Below are 17487 nucleotides of genomic sequence, written 5' to 3' on the forward strand. Positions count from 1 at the left end.
TTGCTACCGTCCGTGGCTACCAGGGAGACGATCTGGCGTCGCCGCATCACGTGGCGGCGTGCTTGAAGCACTATGTGGGATACAGCGGGCCGACCAGCGGACACGACCGCACGCCTGCGCTGTTTCCGGAAACGGTCCTCCGCGAGTACTACCTGCCGACGTTTCGCGCCGCCATCGACGCCGGCGCTGCGTCGGTGATGATCAACTCCGGTGAGGTCAACGGGATCCCCGGACACGCCAACCACTTCTTGCTGACCACCGTCTTGCGCAAAGAGATGGGCTTCGACGGAGTCGCGGTATCTGACTGGGAAGATATCAAGAAGCTGGTGACGCACCATCGCGTTGCGGCGAATGAGAAGGAAGCCACGCGGATGGCGGTGATGGCGGGCATCGACATGAGCATGGTGCCGAGCGATTACAGCTTCGCCGACCTGCTGCTGCAACTGGTGAATGAGGGCGCGGTGCCAGTCTCGCGCATCGACGAAGCGGTGCGCCGCATCCTCGTCATGAAGGCGCGGCTGGGACTCTTCCGCGATCCGCTGACCGGCATCGATGGCCGCGGCGTCGGATCGCCCTCCGCGCGCGCGCTCAGCCTGCAGGCCGCGCGGGAATCGATCACGTTGCTGAAAAATACCCGCAACGTCCTGCCGCTGGCGCGTGGAGCGCGCATTCTCGTGACCGGTCCGACGGCTGACTCCCTGATCGCGTTGAACAATGGCTGGACCTACACCTGGCAGGGAGACCGTCCGGCGCTCTATCCTGCCGACCGTCCCACCATCGTTGCTGCCATCCGGCAACGCGTCAGCGAGGCGAACGTGACCTACGTTCCTGGTGTCGATTTCAAGAAAGAGATCGACCTTGCGGCGGTCACGAGCGCGGCCCAAACTGCGGACGTCATCGTGCTCTGTCTTGGTGAAAGTTCCTATACCGAGACGCCCGGTGACATCGACGACCTCGCATTGCCCGCGCCGCAGCGCCACTTGGCCGAGGTCGCTGCCGCCACTGGCAAGCCGGTCGTGCTGGTGCTGGTGGAAGGCCGTCCGCGGCTGATCAACGACTTTGCCGAAGCGATGAGCGGCATTGTCCTGGCCTACAATCCGAGCAACGAAGGCGGCGCGGCCGTGACCGACATCCTGTTTGGCGACGTGAACCCTAGCGGACGCCTGCCGTTCACCTATCCGCGCTATTCCAACTCGCTGCTCACCTACGACCGCAAACTCTCCGAAAGTTCGGACACCAGTTTCGGACTCAAGGCCTACAACGCGCAATTCGAGTTCGGTTTTGGCCTGAGCTACACCACGTTCGAATACTCCGGCCTCGAAGTCAGTCCGCGAACGGTCGCCACGAATGGCCCGGTCAGCGTCAAGGTCACGGTCCGCAATACGGGCGATCGTGCCGGCGCGGAGGTAGTGCAGCTGTATCTGCGCGATCGTGTTGCCAGCATCACGCCTTCGGTACGCCGCCTGAAGCGTTTCGCCCGGCTCTGGCTGGCGCCGGGCGAGAGCCGGCAAGCCTCATTCACGCTCACCCGCGACGACTTCTCATTCATCGGCGCTGATAACCGTCCGACGGTCGAGGCAGGTGATTTCGATGTTATGGTCGGATCGCTGACCTCGAGTTTCGCGCTTACCACTGTGCCGGGTCGCAAGCAGCCCAGTCCCACGAAGAAGGAGTCCCCATGAACTCACGTATCCGTTCCATCATCGCGTCACTGCTCATCCTGCTCACCGGGATGCTGCTCGCCCAGCAGAAGCCGGCGCCGTCAGCCAAGCCCGGCCTGCTTACCGCAGAAGAAGTGAAGGCCGCGCTGCCGGAGTCCGTCTTCTTTCGCGGACAGAAAGCCCCGGTGCAGTTGCGCAATACCGGCGGAGTGCGTTTCGGGCAGGGCAAGCTGCTGCTTGCCGCCATGGTCGACAATTCCGGATACAGCACCGGTATCGCCGAGAAGTATCAGGCCTACCTTATTACCGAGACGAAGCTGAAGATCGGCAACCACGAACTGATTCCCGGCGCGTACGGTTGTGGGATCGCGGGCGGAAAGCTCATCGTGATGGACCTCGCCGCGAACGACCTGTTCAGCGTTCCGGAAGAGAATGACGCGAAGCTCAATCGGCCGCGGCCCCTCCAGATCACGGCCAACGGCGGAGCCTACCGCTTATATTTCGGCAAGAAGTTCGTCAGCTTCGCGGCCGTGCAGTAGCCGGACTAGTCCGACCAGGGTTGTGGGGTGCGGTCCCAGCGATGGCCGCGCAGCCGGGCGACGAGTTCCGAGGCCAGCGGACCGTGTTCGCTCGCCGCCAGATTCGACTCCACGTGGCGCGTGGAGCGCATTCCGGGGATCACGGTGCTCACCGTCGGCGACGTGAGGATGAACCGTAACGCCATCTCCGGCAGGGCCATAGCGGAGGGCAGCACCTGCTTCAGTCTCGCGACGCGCTCGACCGTGGGCCGCAGATTCTCGGCGGAAAAATACTTCGACCTCCAATCCTCGCTGGGGAACCTGGTTGTGAGGGTGAGCGTCCCGGTCAAACTGCCTTCGTCGAAGGGCACGCGCGCGATCACGCCTACATCCATCTGCTCGCAGAGTGGAAAAAGGTCATCCTCGGGCGCCTGGTCGAAGATGTTATAGATGACTTGCACGGCATCGACCAAGCCGCTTCGGATCGCGACCAAGCCATTCGTAGCTTCCCACCGGTTCAAGCTAAGACCGAACGCGCGTATCGCGCCGCTCGCCTTCAGCCGCTCGACGGTCTCGCGAAACTCGGGGTGAGTGCTCCAGCTGTCATCCCAAACGTGGAATTGCAGCAGGTCGATGGTGTCGCGGTCCAGAGCTCGCCGGATGAGATCGACGTGCGCGAGCACGTGCGCTGCAGGAAATACGTTGGTGTAGGCGTCACGAGCGGTGCCCGGCCACTTGCCGTTCTTTGGTGGTACCTTCGACGCGGCGTATAGGCGCTTTCCAGCATTGCGCCGGAGCAGCTCTCCGAGCATGCGATCGCTCTTGCCGTCCGCGTATGCCCACGCGGTATCGAAGAAGTTGCAGCCCAGGTCTACCGACCGTTGCAGCGCTGCGGCCGAGTCGCGGTCATCCCCGCCGCTCCACTCGCCCATGCCCCACAGGCCGTGCCCGATCTCGCTGACCTCAAAGCCGGTCCGCCCTAGCTTGCGGTAACGCACCGAACCGGTTGCCTCCTTGCGCTCGATCGATCAGGAAACGGGAACCACTAGGGCTTGGGCTTCTCCACCTCGAAGGCACTCGAAGAAGTGGAGGAACTGTTTCCGCCGAGGTCCTTGGTGACGACTTCCATGACATAGTTGCCCGCTGCGAGGCCCTTCAGCGGCAGCTGGGCCACCAACCAGACAGCGTCGGGACGCGGTCCCGGCACCGCTTGCATGTTGGCGGCCGGGATGGAGCCCAGAAGCTTCGCGCCTTGCTTCACGCTGAAGACAGCTCCCACGTGAGGCTTCTTCGTCTGCGGGTCGAGAGTCAAGCCGCTCGCCGCCAGGACGGCGACCAGCCTGCCGGCAGAGTTGAAGCGCGCGACCGCCGGCTGGCGGATCCGCATGTTGCCGATGCAGAGAGCCTCAGCGCTCTCCGCGCATTGCACCACCTCCAACTCGCTGCTCAGCAGCACGCTGGAGAGCTGCAGACCGGAGGCGGTTGCCGGGGGCAAGGGAACTTCTGATGCGACGACTCCATATTCGCCGTCGGGGAGGCGCACCACGGCTTGGACGATGAGTGGCTGCAGCTCCGGCAGCGGCATCTGTCCTTGAAGGGTGAGACTCGCCGGCAGATTCGCCGCGGCTTTCGGGTCTAGCGCGATCTGCCAGTCGCGCTCATAGGTTGCCAGGATATGACCGCCTTGATCGCGCGCGACTGCGACCACGGAGAGCGGCTTCTTGTCTTCGGACTTGTGCAGCGCCATTTGCGTGGGCAACGAGACGGAGACGGTGACGTAGTTGCCGCCATCCGGCGCGAGCATCACGGAAGCCTTGAACCCAGGAGTGAAAGCAGACCGAATGGCGCCACTTCCAACACTCATCAGCAACTGCGCTGCCGCGGGACTCATCATGACCCCACGTCCGCGCGGGATCGCCCAATAGCCTTTGCGGTGACGGACCTGGAGTCCGGAGCGCTTGACCTCGACCCGGATGGCGCGGAACTTGCCGTCGGTCACCGTCTTCAGCGGATGGTATGCGAAGGTGTAGAAACTGCGCGTCTCGGTGAGGATGCGCGCGAACGCCGGCACCAGATCATTCGAATACTTGACCAGGAAACCACCGGTGCGGTCGGCGAGATCACCCAGCTGATCGGAATCAGAAAGATTGCTGATGGCGCGCATGCGATCGAACTTGGTCTGGCCGCCGATGATGTCGCCAGCCCCCTCCAGTGCGATCTCGTTGGCCTGTGAGTTGCGGATCGGTCCGATGCGCCCTAACTCAAGTCCGGTAGGATCGATCACATAGAAGGAAACGTTGGCGGCATCAGCGCTGGCTATCACCGCGTCGAGGTCGTTGACCACGTCCGGCGCGTAGCGGAAACCCTCGGAGAACAGCACCACGTTCTTGCGGCCGGGCAGGTCCTTGTAGGCGCTGGCGATGGAACGGAGCGCCACCAGGACGTCGCGCGCCTGGAAGACGTTTTGCATGTCGAGATAGCTGCGCAGCGTCTCGATCTCGCGCCGGTATTGCTCGGCGAAGGGCTCACGCGGCCCCGCGCGGGAGTTGGGATCGTGCTCGTACGCGCTGGGAACCGCCCCGTAGTCCGCCTCCGGGTGGGCCGCCCGATAAAGCTCGTCGATCTCGTCGCGGACGGCGGCGCGGTCACGGCCGGTCAGCTGTCCCCGGCCCAGCAGCCTTTGCAAACGTGCCATCACCGCGTGTGCTTGCTGGCGGTCGGCGGTGAAGGGAAGCGCGAGATGGAGGCCGCGATCGATATAGTAGATCGCGATCAGCGTCCCTGCCGCGCCCGCCTTGTCGAGGTATTGCAACACCGCGTCGCAGGAGCGCTTGATGTTGTCGGGCCGGTTGTCGGCGAGGTCGAGCACCACGGTCAGGAACCGAGGCATGGTTCCCCCGCCTTCAGGCGTAGCCCGCTTGGGTTGCGACGAGGCGCCCCGATCGCTCGGCGTCTGTGCCTCCGGCGGAGAGAACGCCGAGATGGTTTGTTCTACGCCGTCTTCGTAGACCCTGAAGTCCGCCGCCGTCAGATCGGTCAACGGATGTCCCTTGCGATCGGTCACGATCGCGTCGACGATTACCAGGGTGGTCTCCGCCTGGTAACGGCCTTCCGTGGCCTGCTGGGGCGCAAGCTGAGGCGCGCCGGCGAGCCCCGCGGCCAGCAAGAGTGCGAAGGTAAGGGACCGCTGCATGGCCCACCATTCTACTCGCCCCGCTCATGGTTTCGACCCGCCCGGCAGCTTGTTTCGAGCCGAATGCCCGCCATCACCCGCGACCGGGCAAAGCGGCCGATGGTTGGCGGCTTGCTTGCCCGCCCGGCAGGGAACAGGTGATATATTTGTGCGCTTTCCATACCAGGTGCATGCAGAAGCGAAAGATCATCAAGGGGTCGCTCGCGGCGCTGTTTTTCGCCGGAGCCTTGGGCTTTGCTGTCCTCAGCTACATGATGGGTGGCGCGCGCGCGACCTATGGATTCCTGCGCTATGCGCTGCCGCAGATGCGGCGCGGCGACCTCCGCGTTGGCGACAAAGCACCGGACGCCGAAGTGCTATCGCTCGATGGCAGCACAACCATACGGTTGCGGGAGAAGATCGGCTCGCGCCCGCTGGTGCTGATCTTTGGCAGCTACACCTGACCGCCCTTCCGACGCGGGATCGGGGATCTCGCCGCGATGTATGAGCAGTACAAGGATCAGGCTGATTTCCTGACTATCTATGTGCGCGAGGCGCATCCACTGGATGAATGGCAGATGGAATCGAACGTCCGCGAGGAGGTGTGCTATCCCCAGCCGCACTCGATGAAAGACCGTCTCGCCATCGCCTCTGACTTCACTCGGCGCTTCCATTACCCCATCCCACTGCTGGTCGACACCATGGCCGACACTGCGAATCGTGTGTACGCCGCCTGGCCGGAGCGGCTCTATGTCATCGAGCCCAACGGCACGATCAGCTACCGCGGTGGCCTGGGTCCTTTCAACTACAAACCGGAAGAGGTCCGAGCGCTGCTGGCTCGCCGCTTTCCTAAGCCCGCGAGCGCTCGGCAATGACTTCGTCACGGTGAGGCAGGCATACTGAGACGGCCCTACCTATGCTGAGAATCATGGCCCTGCCCCTACGGACCACATGCCTGCTGGCATTGTTCGCCGGCACCGCCCTGGCGCAGAAGAGCGCGCCGGCGCCGCCGCCGCCGGCGCAACCGCCGATCAAGGCTGGGGTGACGACGGGAGGCGAATATGCGCCGGTGAAGGACGCGCAATCGCGTCCCATCACGGCGGGTGGTTTCATCGACGGCGCGCCCGTCGTCTTTGCCGATGCGACGGTGAAAGCAGGCTTGGCGTCGTTCCATCATCGCTCCGGCGGCGAGGAGAAGAAGTACATCCTCGAGGTGCCCGGCTCCGGCGTCGCGATCGTTGATTACGACAATGACGGCTGGCCGGACATCTATCTGCTGAACGGCTCCACGTTCGCTGCCTACAAGGGCAAGGAGGCCGCGCCCAAGGCGGCGCTCTTCCACAACAATCACGACGGGACCTTTACCGACGTCACGGCGAAAGCCGGCGTGGCCAACGAGCGCTGGGGCTTTGGCGTCGCCGTGGGCGATTATGACAATGATGGCTGGCCAGACATCTATGTGACCAACTTCGGTCAGAGCCGCCTCTACCACAACAATCGCAACGGAACGTTCACCGACGTGGCCGACAAGGCCGGCGTGGCGCTGAAGGGCTGGTACACCGGCGCCACCTGGGGCGATTACGACGGCGATGGCCGCCTCGATCTATTCGTCGCCGGGTACGTGCAGTTCGACGTCGACCATCCCCCCGACCCGGGCAGCACCGGGGTGGCCTACAGCTTCTGCCAGTATCGCGGACAGACCGTGATGTGCGGGCCGCGTGGACTGCGGGGTGAGCACGATCATCTCTTCCACAATAATGGCGACGGCACGTTCAGCGACGTGAGCGAGAAGGCGGGCGTCTCCGATCCCAGCGCCTACTACGGATTCGCGGCCGCTTTCGTCGATCTCGATGACGATGGCAAGCCCGATCTGGTCGTCGCCAACGACTCCACGCCGCGTTACGTCTACCACAACCGCGGCGATGGCACGTTCGAAGACATCAGCTATCCCTCCGGGGTGGCCCTGAACGAGAACGGCCGCGAGCAGGCATCGATGGGCCTCACCGTGGGGGATTACGACCATGATGGCCTGCCCGACCTATACGTCACGAACTTCTCCGACGACTACAACACGCTCTACAAGTCGGAGGGCGACGCCAACTTCACCGACGTCAGCTTTCCGCTCGGCATCGCCGAGCCGACTATCCCATTCCTCGGCTGGGGTACCGGCTTCCTCGATTACGACAACGATGGCTGGCTCGACATCCTTACCGCCAACGGACACGTCTACCGCGGTGTCGATCGCTTCGATTGGGGTACCACTTGGGCGCAGCGCCCGCTGCTTTTCCATAACCTGGCAGGGAAACGGTTCGAGGTGGTGCCGCCGGCGACGGGAAGCGGTCTCGCCGTGGTGATCCAGGGCCGTGGCGCTGCGTTCGCGGACCTATTCAACGATGGGCACGTCGACGTGATCATCAATTCGCTCGAATCGCCGCCCACGCTGTTGCGCAATGTGGCGAAGAACGAGAACCATTGGCTCACGCTGCGCTTGGTCGGTGGTCCGAAGAGCCCGCGTGATGCCATCGGCGCAGCCGTTTTTCTGACCGCCGGCGGCATGCGGCAACGCGGTGACGTGATCAGTGGCGGCAGTTATGCTTCCAGCTCCGACCTGCGCGTTCATTTTGGTCTCGCCGCCGCCACGACGGTCGAGAAGCTCGAGATCCGCTGGCCCAGCGGCGTCCGCGAGACGGTGAAGATCGATGCCATCGACCGCGTGTTGACGATCGAAGAGGGAAAAGGCGTGGTTGGCCGGGCAAAGTGAGAGCGAATGCAGCGTCCTGATCCGGCCACGGATCGCCACGCGGGCGCGGCGGCCGTCAGCGTTTCTTCGGCCCGCCAGGCTTCTGTCCGGCAGTCTTCTGCGCGCCAGTCTTCTGCCCGCCAAGCTTCTGCTCGCCAAGGCGTGGCTCGGGCGTGACATCGCTCGCAACGTGGACGTGCCAGGGCACGCTCTCGATGGAGAACTCCGTGTGTGCCCGCAGGTAATCCTGGGCCACGGCATTCGCGGTGGGATCATCCTTGCGGTCGGCAAAATACGTGGCTTGTTGCGCCGCCTTCTCCTTCAATCCGAGGCGGCGGTAGATCAGCATCAGGTTGTAGTGCGCGCTCAGGTCGTCAGGATCGATCTGCTGCAACGCCTCGTACTGCTCGCGCGCGAGGGTGTACTGCTTGCGCTGATAGTAGGTGAAGCCGAGCTCCTGGCGGGCTTGCCGTAGACGCGGATAAGCCTGGATCACGGCGAGGAATTTCTCCGTCGCGGCGTCGAGCCTGCCATAGACGCGGTCGATCATGGCCACGTAGAACAGCGCCCGCGGAGTGCCGGGCGCGAGCGCCAGCGCGCGGTCCAACGCCTTCGACGCGGGCTGATACTTCTCGTAAGAGAAGTTCGCCAGGGCGAGGTTGATCCACCCGTCCACGTATTCGGGCTGGAGCTGGAGCACGTGGCTGAACGCTTCGGCGGCAGCCGCGTATTGCTGCTGGTCGAGCAACGAGATGCCATAGTTGTTCCAGCGCAGCAGTTGTTCCTGTGGCGTGCCGGCGCTGGCGGGGAGGTTCTCGCCCAAGTTGAGCGTCATGCTGCGCGCAGCAATGTCGACCACCGGATAGTCCACACTCTTCCCCAGGATAAAGTCGGTGTAGCCGCGACGGAAGCGCCGGTAGCGGACCTTGGCCGTCACCGTCAGCGGGCCTTTGGCATCCGGCGGGATGCGGAACTGATAGCGCACCAGGTTCGAACGTCCCGGCAGGATGGTGTTGTCGTAGGCGCGCGTGCGCGTCTCCCAGACCTGGTGTCGGTCGAGCAGCTTGCCGTCCTTCGAGAGCAGGCGGTTGGTGTAGCTGTGCGCCCGCTCGTCGAGGAAGCCATCGGGCTTGAGCAAGCCGCTGCTGTAGACGCTGCGTCCGGCTGCGTCTGTGACCTGGAATTCGACCCACGACTCGTAAAAGTCGCGCTGCTCGGGAACGTAAGCGTGTCCGATCTTCTTGTTCTGGATCACGAGCGAGAGCGTTACCTCGTCGCCGCCGGCCAGCGTGAACGTTTGACCACCGAGCGGCGCTACGCGCAGCGCTTCGGGACTGTTCTTCTCCAGCGCGAACAGGTCGATGCCGAGGATGCCGTCCTGCAGGAACTTGGTTATCTCCCGCATCTGATCGGGGTAGTTGTAGAAGAACGGGATGGCCGTATTGGCGCCTAGAAAGCGGTGCGAAGCCGCTTTCCCTGCCGGTGACGCGAAGTCCGCGACTGCACCGGGCAGCATGTGGCAGGTCTGGCAGGTCGAGACTGCATCCTTCTTATAGAAGGGCAGAGGGCTCTGCCGCGACCACGACGACTGCTGCCATTCGTCGTAGACGGTGAAAGCGCGCAGCCACTTGTAATCATTGAGCTGGCGCGGCACCGCCGCCTTATGGCAGACGGCGCAGAACTCCGGCGAGCGATAGAAATCGCGCATCATGGCGCGCTTGTGCAGCTCGGGATGCAACAGGATGTCGTCGTAATCGACCTTGCCCGTCACCGGTGTGCCGTCTTCCTTCACCATCACCGCGGGCACTCCCATCACGTAACTGCCGATGCCGCCGGTGTTCTGGATCTTCTGGATGGAATGGCAGACCATGCACGTCACACCGTCTTCATCGAAGCGGCGATTCACCTTCGCTCCCTTGGTCAGGGCGCCGGAAAAGAGTGCGATGGGATTGTGGCAACTCTCGCAATGGCGGGTGAACTCGATGCCTTTGCTGTCGATCAGCAGTTGCACATTCTTGAGGTAGAACGGAGCGCGGAATGCATTGGCGTGCGCCGACTCGCGCCACTGCTGGTGAACGTCCTGGTGGCACTTCGCGCACCATTGCGCCTTCGGAAATCGTTCCGCCGCGATGAAGCCCCCATCGGAGGTCTGTGCCTGGCCGGGAAGGAAGGGGTTCTCGCCAAAGCGGTAGTCATACTTGAACGGCAATTCGCGCTTGGGCGCGGGCTGGGTGGCGGGAGGGCTTTCCCGCTTTGGTGCGGGCGGCGCGGGCTGGGCGGCGGGAGTGCTTTCGGCGCCGCGTGCCTGGACCAGCAAGACGGCCACCGCCGCTGCAGCCACCAGCACGAGCGCCGCGCGCGGCCAACGGTTTCGCTGGAATGGGGTCGAAGACGTCGAGGACTTTGTCATGCCGTCTCAGGAGTGCCGGTCAGCGAAGCAGGGTCAGCTTCCGCACCACGATCGTGTCGCCATCCAAGCGCCCGGAGACCTTCACGCGGAAGTCTCTTTCGCGCTCCGCCCCCTCGATCAGTTTCCGGGCCTGCTGATTGCCGGCGTCGTCGAAGCGTATCACCTTGTTCTCCGCGGTCAGAAGCGCAAAGCCGCTCTTGTCGCATGCTGGCATCTGCAGGCATTTGCGGGTGTGCTTGATGCCCAGCGTCTGCAACTCGTCGACCCGTTCCGTCACGCAGGCCACATCGACCAGGAAACCGCGCAGGGTGGCTTTCCGTCCACTCGCGGCTGGCGACGAGGTCGCCAGGAAGAGCAGCAGCACGCTGACGCCGAATCGCGATAGCTTCGACAAACTGCCTCCTGTCAATCCCAAACGGGGGTATTCGGTTAGTGGGTGTCCGATTATATGTCAGGTTCCTTCCGTAAGGACTGTGCCGTTACGGCGCGGGGTCGAAGGCGAAGAGCCAGGTCAGACCGTCCGCCAGGAGGGCAGAAGGGCGCTAGGAGAAGCCGCTCCGGTACCCCCAGTCGCAGGAGGCCTTGTTCTGATTTCGGAACAAAACAACAATAATTGTTGACTAGCGCCGGACCACTTCTATCCTTCCCACTCTCGGCCAAGGCTTCCGGTACCTAATTCCAGACTTTGTGGAGGGTCCAATGGTTCGCGTGCTGCGCCTTTGACGCTGCCGGCAATCAGACGAATGATTGTTTGGGGCACACCCTTTCCTACGACGCTGAAAACCGCATCCTGACCGCCAGCGGAGTGACCTACACCTATGACGGCGACGGAGTGCGCGTCAAGAAATCAAGCGGGAAGCTTTATTGGAGTAGCCTTACCGAGAGTGACCTGAGCGGCAACGCTACGGCTGACTATGTGTTCTTTGGTGGCCGCCGCATTGCGCGTGTGGATCTGCCATCTGGCACCGTCCATTACTACTTTACAGACCACCTTGGTTCTGCCAATGTCGTCACCAATGCGATCGGCACCACCATCGAGCAGGAATCCGACTACTACCCCTACGGCGGCGAACGCGTCGTCACCGCCGGCTCGAACAAATACAAGTTCACCGGCAAAGAACGCGACAGCGAGAGCGGGCTGGACTATTTCGGCGCGCGCTACTACGCGTCCGCGACTGCGCGATGGCTCTCGCCCGATTGGGCAGCGAATGCAACGGCCGTGCCATACGCAGACTTTGGCAATCCACAGAGCCTGAACCTGTACTCATACGTCGGGAATAATCCGACGAATCGTGTGGATCCAGACGGGCATGTGGATCCGCTTTCAATCTCACTCGAGGTCGTAGCAGGGGGTGAAGGGCTCTCAGTGCTTCCCCCGGTAGCCATTGGAATCGGGGCAGGACTGATTCTTTCGTATGGTGCCGTCGAAATTAGCCAAAGCAACCTGTTCTCGAGGCTTTCTAGCGGCGTCACGACAGCAACGGCGAATCTGCTGGCCGCAAGTGCTATGGCCGGTGCGAAAAAGGGGGACGAGGCGGCCGCACACGCGATAGCGGGCTTGCAGGCTGTGCTCGGAGGTGCCTCTGCTGCCGACCGAGCAAAAGCGGAAACGAGGATCAGAGAACAAGAGGCAGGCAGAAGGGAAGTGCAGGACCTCCAGAAACAACTAGATAAGGCAACGGGCAAGGCGAAGGATGCTATTCGCGAGAAGCTGACAAAGGCAGTCGAAACAATGAAAGGACATTCTAAAGCCATTGAGCAACTCACACAGAAGATTGCAAAAGATTCCAAGGCCGAACCGCCGAAGTCGCAATAGCGAGATGAATTCACGCGAAACAAATGCGGAGATACAACAACTTCTTTCCCTCCCCTCAGTCGAGGTTAATCGCTGGCTTTCGCGGCGTCGGGATCGGGGAGAAAGTATTCTGGGAGTGCTCTGCAAACGGCTGCGTAATCGCACTCTCGCGAGCGACGAGCAGCGCAGGATCGCTGCGGTCAATGTGTTGATAATGGCTCTTCCACATTCGACTAGGTGCATTCAGTCCCTCCTGCGCGACTTTTCTAGGCCGCATCTCGTAGAGGTTCAATTCACACTATTTGTCCTGCTGGGTTGGAGAAAGCCTCCACGCGACCAAGCGTGTCGTCGCCGCCTCCGGCTCGAAGCGAGACGGTACTTAATGTTTGCAAGGCCGAGGTCGCGGCAGGCTGCCTTACTCGCGGCCGACTTTCTCTTAAGGTGGGATATGCCGACCGGTATTCGGATGGTCCTTGCAGTCGCACGGCATGGTCCGACAGTCTCCGGGAGAAGCGTGGCACGTTCTGAACTCGAGTACATCCTGAAGAGTGATCTCGACGAGCGGACTCGCAATCTTCTCATGCGAGCCCTGAGCCCCCTTACCGATGCCAGGCCTCGATCAAACAGGCGCTAAACACATATCAGCAGAACTCAAGTCAGGACAAACCAATCCCAAATCCCAAAGGCTCAAACGGAGCGCCTGATCACCAGCAGAAGGTTGAAGAGCTGAAAGGCAAGGCTACCGGGGAGACAAAGCCCGGCGAGAGTATCGAGAGCAACAAGAAAATCAAGGGTCATGACTCGACTCGGCGTCCCAATGTTCAGATTCTCGACAAGAACGGGAAGACCAGGAAGGTGTTCGAGGCGGAAAGGCATCCCAATCGTCCACGGAATCAAGATAGAGAACATGAGTATAAGAAGCTTAAGATTCCTCAGGAAACCCATCCCGTAGAAAAGAAGAAATAGCCATGGAAGCGCTCCGAGAGTATGCCAGGGATGTTATGGGTATGGCCTCACGTCTTCTTTCGGAAGACACGGACCTAGACCCAATCGGCCTCATCGTTGCTGAGCTTCAAGAGCCGTACACGGTGCCGTTGAATTTTGAGAATGATCAGCTCAAGCGGGAATCGTGCCGGGACCTCGTTGAACGCGCTCGCCGTTTGAAGGCGACCGCTATCGTCACTGTTTTCACAGCCCGAGCGCGCGAACTTGATGCCGCCGTGGAGGACAAGTCTTGTGTCGAGTCCTCACGCGCCATCCTTGTCACATTGAGTGGCCCTCACATGAGAAACTGGGCTCTGGAGCGACCTTTCGAGATTCGTGAAGGGGTACCGGTTCTGGGCGAGATCAGAACATTCGAGGAAGGGGTGGCACTCGATTTCTTGCCGAACTGGCCGTAGATTCGAGCGCCGGGTGCCCCACGTAAATGTGGCGGGTGGCCCAGACAATGGGTGGCCCATACAAGCGTCCGCTTGTGTGGGAGGAACGGTCGCTGAGCAGCCGAAAAATCTTGTCAAGTCCCTCAGCTTGCCCATTTCCCGCTAACTCGTTACATCGACTCACGATATAGTTCCAACATAGACTTCCGGTTTACCCCTCAACTTGGCGCATACTTGAAAGAGGCGACGTGTACGCGCCGCCGTGCCTTTCGTTAGAAACGACGCAGGGTGTGTGCCAATGCCTCGCGGGCGCTCTCCAGAAAGGCGTGCAGCTCTTTGAAAACACGAACCTACCGGCCCATCGGGATACCGAATCATTGATTTTCCGGGATTTGCCCCGGGATTTCCGGGATTTTTCTCCCTAACTCACTGATTCTCAACAACAGCTAAAGGGAGGGGGGAGGGGGTACCCCCCACGCTTCGGTCGCTAGCCTGCCGCGCATCGAGCTGCTGGAAGGCTGCGGGCCATCCGCATCGCGAATGTTGGTTGGGTTTGCTTGCGGTAAACTTTGAGCAGTAGAGATTTTTGAGGTTCGAGCCGCACGTGCCTGCCATCTCTTCTGCATCCTCTTCCGCATTGCATCCCCGCTGCGCCATAGCGCTGCTGCTGACGCTCGCTGGCCTCGGGAGCGCGCCGGCCTCCGCGCAACTTCCAAGTGCAAAGCAGCCAAGCGCAAAGCAGCCGAGCGCGAATGTGATCCGCGTAGCGCTGGTCGGCGAGCGCGATTCCATCGCCCCGGGACAGCGATCCTGGGTGGGCGTGCAATTCCACCTCGATAAGGGCTGGCACATCTACTGGATCAATCCGGGAGACTCAGGCGACCCGCCGCGAGTCGAGTGGCGTCTGCCGCCGGGATTCCAGGCCGGCCCGCTACAGTGGCCCCATCCCGAGCGGCTGGTGAGCAAATACGCGGTGGACTATGGCTACGCCGATCAGATGCTGCTGCTGGCGCCCATCCGCGCGCCCGCCAACCTCGCGCCCGGCGGCAAGGCGGAGATCGCAGCGACCGTGAAGTGGGTGGTGTGCCGCGAGGTCTGCATCCCGGGGAAGACAGACGTCGCGCTTCCGCTCCCCATCAAGCAACGCCCGGCTTCGCCGCCACCGCCGAACAAGGCATTCGAAGCCGCCCGGAAGCGCATCCCCGAGCGGCCGCCGGCGGGCTGGGTCACGCGAGCGCGAGTGGAGAAGGACGAGTTCGTGCTTACCATCGATACGGGCCAGCCCATCGTCGAGTCCGCGTTTCTTCCGCTCCAGTTCTTTCCGCTCCAGGCGCGCCAGATCGAGAATGCCGCACCGCAAGCGGCGAGCGCGCTGCCGCGCGGGGTCGAGCTCAGGCTGAAGAAGTCCGAGCAGCTGCTGAGACCCATTGCCACTCTCAAGGGTGTTATCGTGCTGCCCTCGGGAAAGGCGTACGTGATCGACGCTCCGGTGACCACGGCGAGGACCGGAGCATCCAGAAAAAAGAAAAGCTGAGGAGAAGACCATGAAGCCATCAAAGTGGATACTCGCACTCATCACGGTGCTGCTGGCGCTTCCGCTGCTGGCAGTACGCGTCGGCGAAGCGGCGCCGGATTTCACCGGCACCGACAGCAACGGCAAGACCCGCAAGCTCTCCGACTATCGCGGCAAGGTGGTGGTGCTCGAATGGCATAACCAGGGCTGTCCCTACACCAAGAAGCATTACGAGAGTGGCAACATGCAGAGGCTGCAGAAGGAGTGGACGGCCAAGGGCGTGGTCTGGCTCACGGTGATCTCCTCCGCGCCGGGTGCGCAAGGCTACGTGACAGCGGCGGAGGAGAACGATTATCTGAAGCGGACGAGTTCCGCTCCTACGGCCGTCCTGCTCGATCCAGACGGGAATATCGGCCATCTGTATGCAGCCAAGACCACCCCGCACATGTACATCATCGATCCCAGCGGAGGGTTGATCTACAACGGAGCGATCGACGATCACCCGAGCACCGACGCGAGCGATATACCGAGCTCCAAGAATTATGTTTCCGCCGCGTTGCGTGAGGCAACGGCAGGGAAGAAGGTCACCGAAGCGGCGACCCGGCCTTATGGCTGTTCGGTGAAGTATAAGGACTGAATCGGGGCGCTACGCGCCGCTTCCGTTCAGCCCACGTCGAGCGCCAGTCCCTTAGCCAGGGCCTCATGCTCGGGGACTTCCATCAGGTCGCCTTTGACCTCGAGTTGTTGCGAGGAGAAGGTCCGCTTGCAGTGGTGGCAGGTATATTTCAGCAGCCCGGCGCGGCGCGAGTCCGGGACTTGGGTCGCCGCGAACAGGCGATAGTAGGCCTTTTGGTGGTTGCTCCGGTTGCAGGCCAGGCACTTAAACCAGAAGATGTCGACAAAGCATTTTTTTCCCATAAGCGGCGCCGTTGCCGCCAGTCTAACCCGTCTGCCGCGTGCGGACGGCAGGTATTAGACGTTCGAGCGGCACGTTTGTCCCAAACTGGTAAGGTATTCCCGACTGTTGTGCAGGGGATTGCCATGGGTAGATTCCTCGCAGGGCTCATTCTGGGATTGCTGGTGATCCCGGTCGGAGTATGCGTTTATTTCATCACTGGGATGGTGCCGGTGGCGACTTCGGCGGAGGCCATGCCGTTCGAGAAGACGCTGGCGCGAATGGGTTTGCGTGCGCACGTGGCAAGAGAGGCGCCGAAAAGCGCGCCCTTCCAGGCCGATGACGCTGCCTACGCGGCCGCGGCGCAGCTCTATCGCGCCGACTGCGCGGTATGCCACGGCCTGCCCAACCGTCCGGAGACGCCGGTGGCGAAAGGCATGTTCCCGCAACCGCCACAGCTTTTCGCCGGACACGGCGTGACCGACGATCCGCCGGGCGAGACGTACTGGAAGATCGCGAACGGCATCCGGCTGACTGGCATGCCGGCATATAGCCAAAGCCTATCCGACCAGCAGATGTGGCAGATCGCGCTCCTGCTGGCCACCGAGCGCGACAAGTTGCCGGAGGCGGTGAAGCAGGAGCTGGCCAAGCCGCCTGCCGCCGAGGGCGTGACGCAACCGGCGAACCCGGCGAGCGCTAATCCAGCAGACCTGGCGAATCCGGCGCCCCCGTCGGTCAAGAAATAGCTGGTCAAGAAATAGCTGGTCAGGAAATAGCCGATCAAGAATAGCCGGAGTCCCCAAGTGGTCGCCGGCCAGTTCGCGCGTCGCGCGCCATGCGCCCACGCGGGCAGCCACCTCGCGCCAGCGGCGTCTCGCGATGCGGAACAGCGAAGGATTGGGCTCGCCGACGGATTGCAGCATCCGGCTCGTCCTGGCCATGCTACAAAACGTGACACGCCGGCGCTCCCCGACGTATAAGGGTCGGTTTGCCGTTGTGTCATTGTTCCAGGAGACTTCCCCATGCGCCTTCGCCGCCTCGCTGTCCTCACGTTCGTCTTCGTGTTTGCCACGCTGGCATTGACTCAGCTGGCGTTGACTGAACAGCCCGCTCGGCGCTTGATCACCGAGAAAGATATCTTCCGCTTCCTCTGGGTCGCCGACCCGGAGATCTCGCCGGACGGCCATCGCGTCGCTTTCACCCGCGTGCGGGTGAACGACAAGGGTGATGGCTACGAGACGTCGCTGTGGTCGGCGGCCGCTGATGGCAGCGGATCGCCCACGCGGATGAGTTCGGGGACGCGCGATGCGCAGCCGCGCTGGTCGCCTGACGGCAAGCGTCTCGCGTTCCTGCGCACCGCGCTCAAGGACGGCAAGCCCGGGCCCGCGCAGATTTACGTGATGC

16 protein-coding genes are annotated in these 17487 nt (G+C 62.3%); 11 read left to right on the top strand and 5 right to left on the bottom strand.

The window, feature by feature from the left end; all coding sequences use genetic code 11:
• A partial coding sequence (locus M3P27_06565) for a glycoside hydrolase family 3 C-terminal domain-containing protein (protein ID MDP9267975.1) occupies positions 1 to 1682 on the top strand: 1682 nt, incomplete at its 5' end.
• A complete protein-coding gene (locus M3P27_06570; GenBank protein MDP9267976.1) occupies positions 1679 to 2200 on the top strand; it encodes a hypothetical protein in 522 nt (173 codons plus the stop codon). The genes M3P27_06565 and M3P27_06570, both read left to right, overlap by 4 nt.
• 5 nt (positions 2201 to 2205) lie before the next feature.
• On the opposite strand, the gene M3P27_06575 is transcribed toward M3P27_06570, so the two are convergent.
• Positions 2206 to 3177, bottom strand: coding sequence for an aldo/keto reductase (locus tag M3P27_06575; GenBank protein MDP9267977.1), 972 nt, complete (start codon positions 3175 to 3177; stop codon positions 2206 to 2208).
• A gap of 47 nt (positions 3178 to 3224) precedes the next feature.
• The gene (locus tag M3P27_06580; protein ID MDP9267978.1) at positions 3225 to 5372 is read right to left on the bottom strand and encodes a VWA domain-containing protein; all 2148 of its coding nucleotides are present in this window, start codon (positions 5370 to 5372) and stop codon (positions 3225 to 3227) included.
• Between the two features lie 170 nt (positions 5373 to 5542).
• Here M3P27_06580 and M3P27_06585 point away from each other — a divergent pair, with 170 nt between their 5' ends.
• From M3P27_06585 to M3P27_06595, 3 genes are read left to right on the top strand one after another with little or no spacing between them, the layout of a single operon-like run.
• Positions 5543 to 5815 carry a hypothetical protein gene (locus M3P27_06585; GenBank protein MDP9267979.1) on the top strand — a complete coding sequence of 91 codons (273 nt, stop codon included), beginning with the start codon at positions 5543 to 5545 and terminating at the stop codon, positions 5813 to 5815.
• A 36-nt stretch (positions 5816 to 5851) separates the two neighbouring features.
• Positions 5852 to 6226, top strand: coding sequence for a hypothetical protein (locus tag M3P27_06590; protein ID MDP9267980.1), 375 nt, complete (start codon positions 5852 to 5854; stop codon positions 6224 to 6226).
• A gap of 41 nt (positions 6227 to 6267) precedes the next feature.
• The gene (locus tag M3P27_06595; GenBank protein ID MDP9267981.1) at positions 6268 to 8112 is read left to right on the top strand and encodes a CRTAC1 family protein; all 1845 of its coding nucleotides are present in this window, start codon (positions 6268 to 6270) and stop codon (positions 8110 to 8112) included.
• Between the two features lie 55 nt (positions 8113 to 8167).
• Here M3P27_06595 and M3P27_06600 read toward each other — a convergent pair whose 3' ends face one another.
• Positions 8168 to 10501: a tetratricopeptide repeat protein gene (locus tag M3P27_06600; GenBank protein ID MDP9267982.1), complete on the bottom strand. Its 2334-nt coding sequence runs from the start codon at positions 10499 to 10501 to the stop codon at positions 8168 to 8170.
• Between the two features lie 19 nt (positions 10502 to 10520).
• Positions 10521 to 10865 carry a hypothetical protein gene (locus M3P27_06605; GenBank protein ID MDP9267983.1) on the bottom strand — a complete coding sequence of 115 codons (345 nt, stop codon included), beginning with the start codon at positions 10863 to 10865 and terminating at the stop codon, positions 10521 to 10523.
• A 387-nt stretch (positions 10866 to 11252) separates the two neighbouring features.
• Between M3P27_06605 and M3P27_06610 the strand changes: the two genes are divergently transcribed.
• The 4 genes from M3P27_06610 (at position 11253) to M3P27_06625 (ending at position 15825) form a co-directional block, all read left to right on the top strand.
• Entirely contained in the window at positions 11253 to 12317 is a 1065-nt protein-coding gene (locus tag M3P27_06610; GenBank protein MDP9267984.1) for a hypothetical protein, read from the top strand.
• Positions 12318 to 13264: 947 nt separating this feature from the next.
• A complete protein-coding gene (locus M3P27_06615) occupies positions 13265 to 13696 on the top strand; it encodes a hypothetical protein (protein MDP9267985.1) in 432 nt (143 codons plus the stop codon).
• 733 nt (positions 13697 to 14429) lie between these two features.
• Positions 14430 to 15209 carry a hypothetical protein gene (locus M3P27_06620; GenBank protein MDP9267986.1) on the top strand — a complete coding sequence of 260 codons (780 nt, stop codon included), beginning with the start codon at positions 14430 to 14432 and terminating at the stop codon, positions 15207 to 15209.
• 10 nt (positions 15210 to 15219) lie between these two features.
• On the top strand, positions 15220 to 15825 hold the full coding sequence (locus M3P27_06625; protein MDP9267987.1) for a thioredoxin family protein: 606 nt from the start codon (positions 15220 to 15222) through the stop codon (positions 15823 to 15825).
• A 26-nt stretch (positions 15826 to 15851) separates the two neighbouring features.
• On the opposite strand, the gene M3P27_06630 is transcribed toward M3P27_06625, so the two are convergent.
• Positions 15852 to 16106 (bottom strand): hypothetical protein, encoded by a 255-nt coding sequence (locus tag M3P27_06630; GenBank protein ID MDP9267988.1) that lies wholly within the window; start codon positions 16104 to 16106, stop codon positions 15852 to 15854.
• Between the two features lie 123 nt (positions 16107 to 16229).
• Here M3P27_06630 and M3P27_06635 point away from each other — a divergent pair, with 123 nt between their 5' ends.
• Together M3P27_06635 and M3P27_06640 are read left to right on the top strand one after the other, a co-directional pair.
• Entirely contained in the window at positions 16230 to 16829 is a 600-nt protein-coding gene (locus M3P27_06635) for a cytochrome c (GenBank protein MDP9267989.1), read from the top strand.
• 276 nt (positions 16830 to 17105) lie between these two features.
• On the top strand, positions 17106 to 17487 hold a 382-nt coding region (locus M3P27_06640), incomplete at its 3' end, for a S9 family peptidase (protein MDP9267990.1).

It is taken from the genome of Acidobacteriota bacterium (genome assembly GCA_030774055.1).
Taxonomy (GTDB): Bacteria; Acidobacteriota; Terriglobia; order Terriglobales; family Acidobacteriaceae; genus JACPNR01.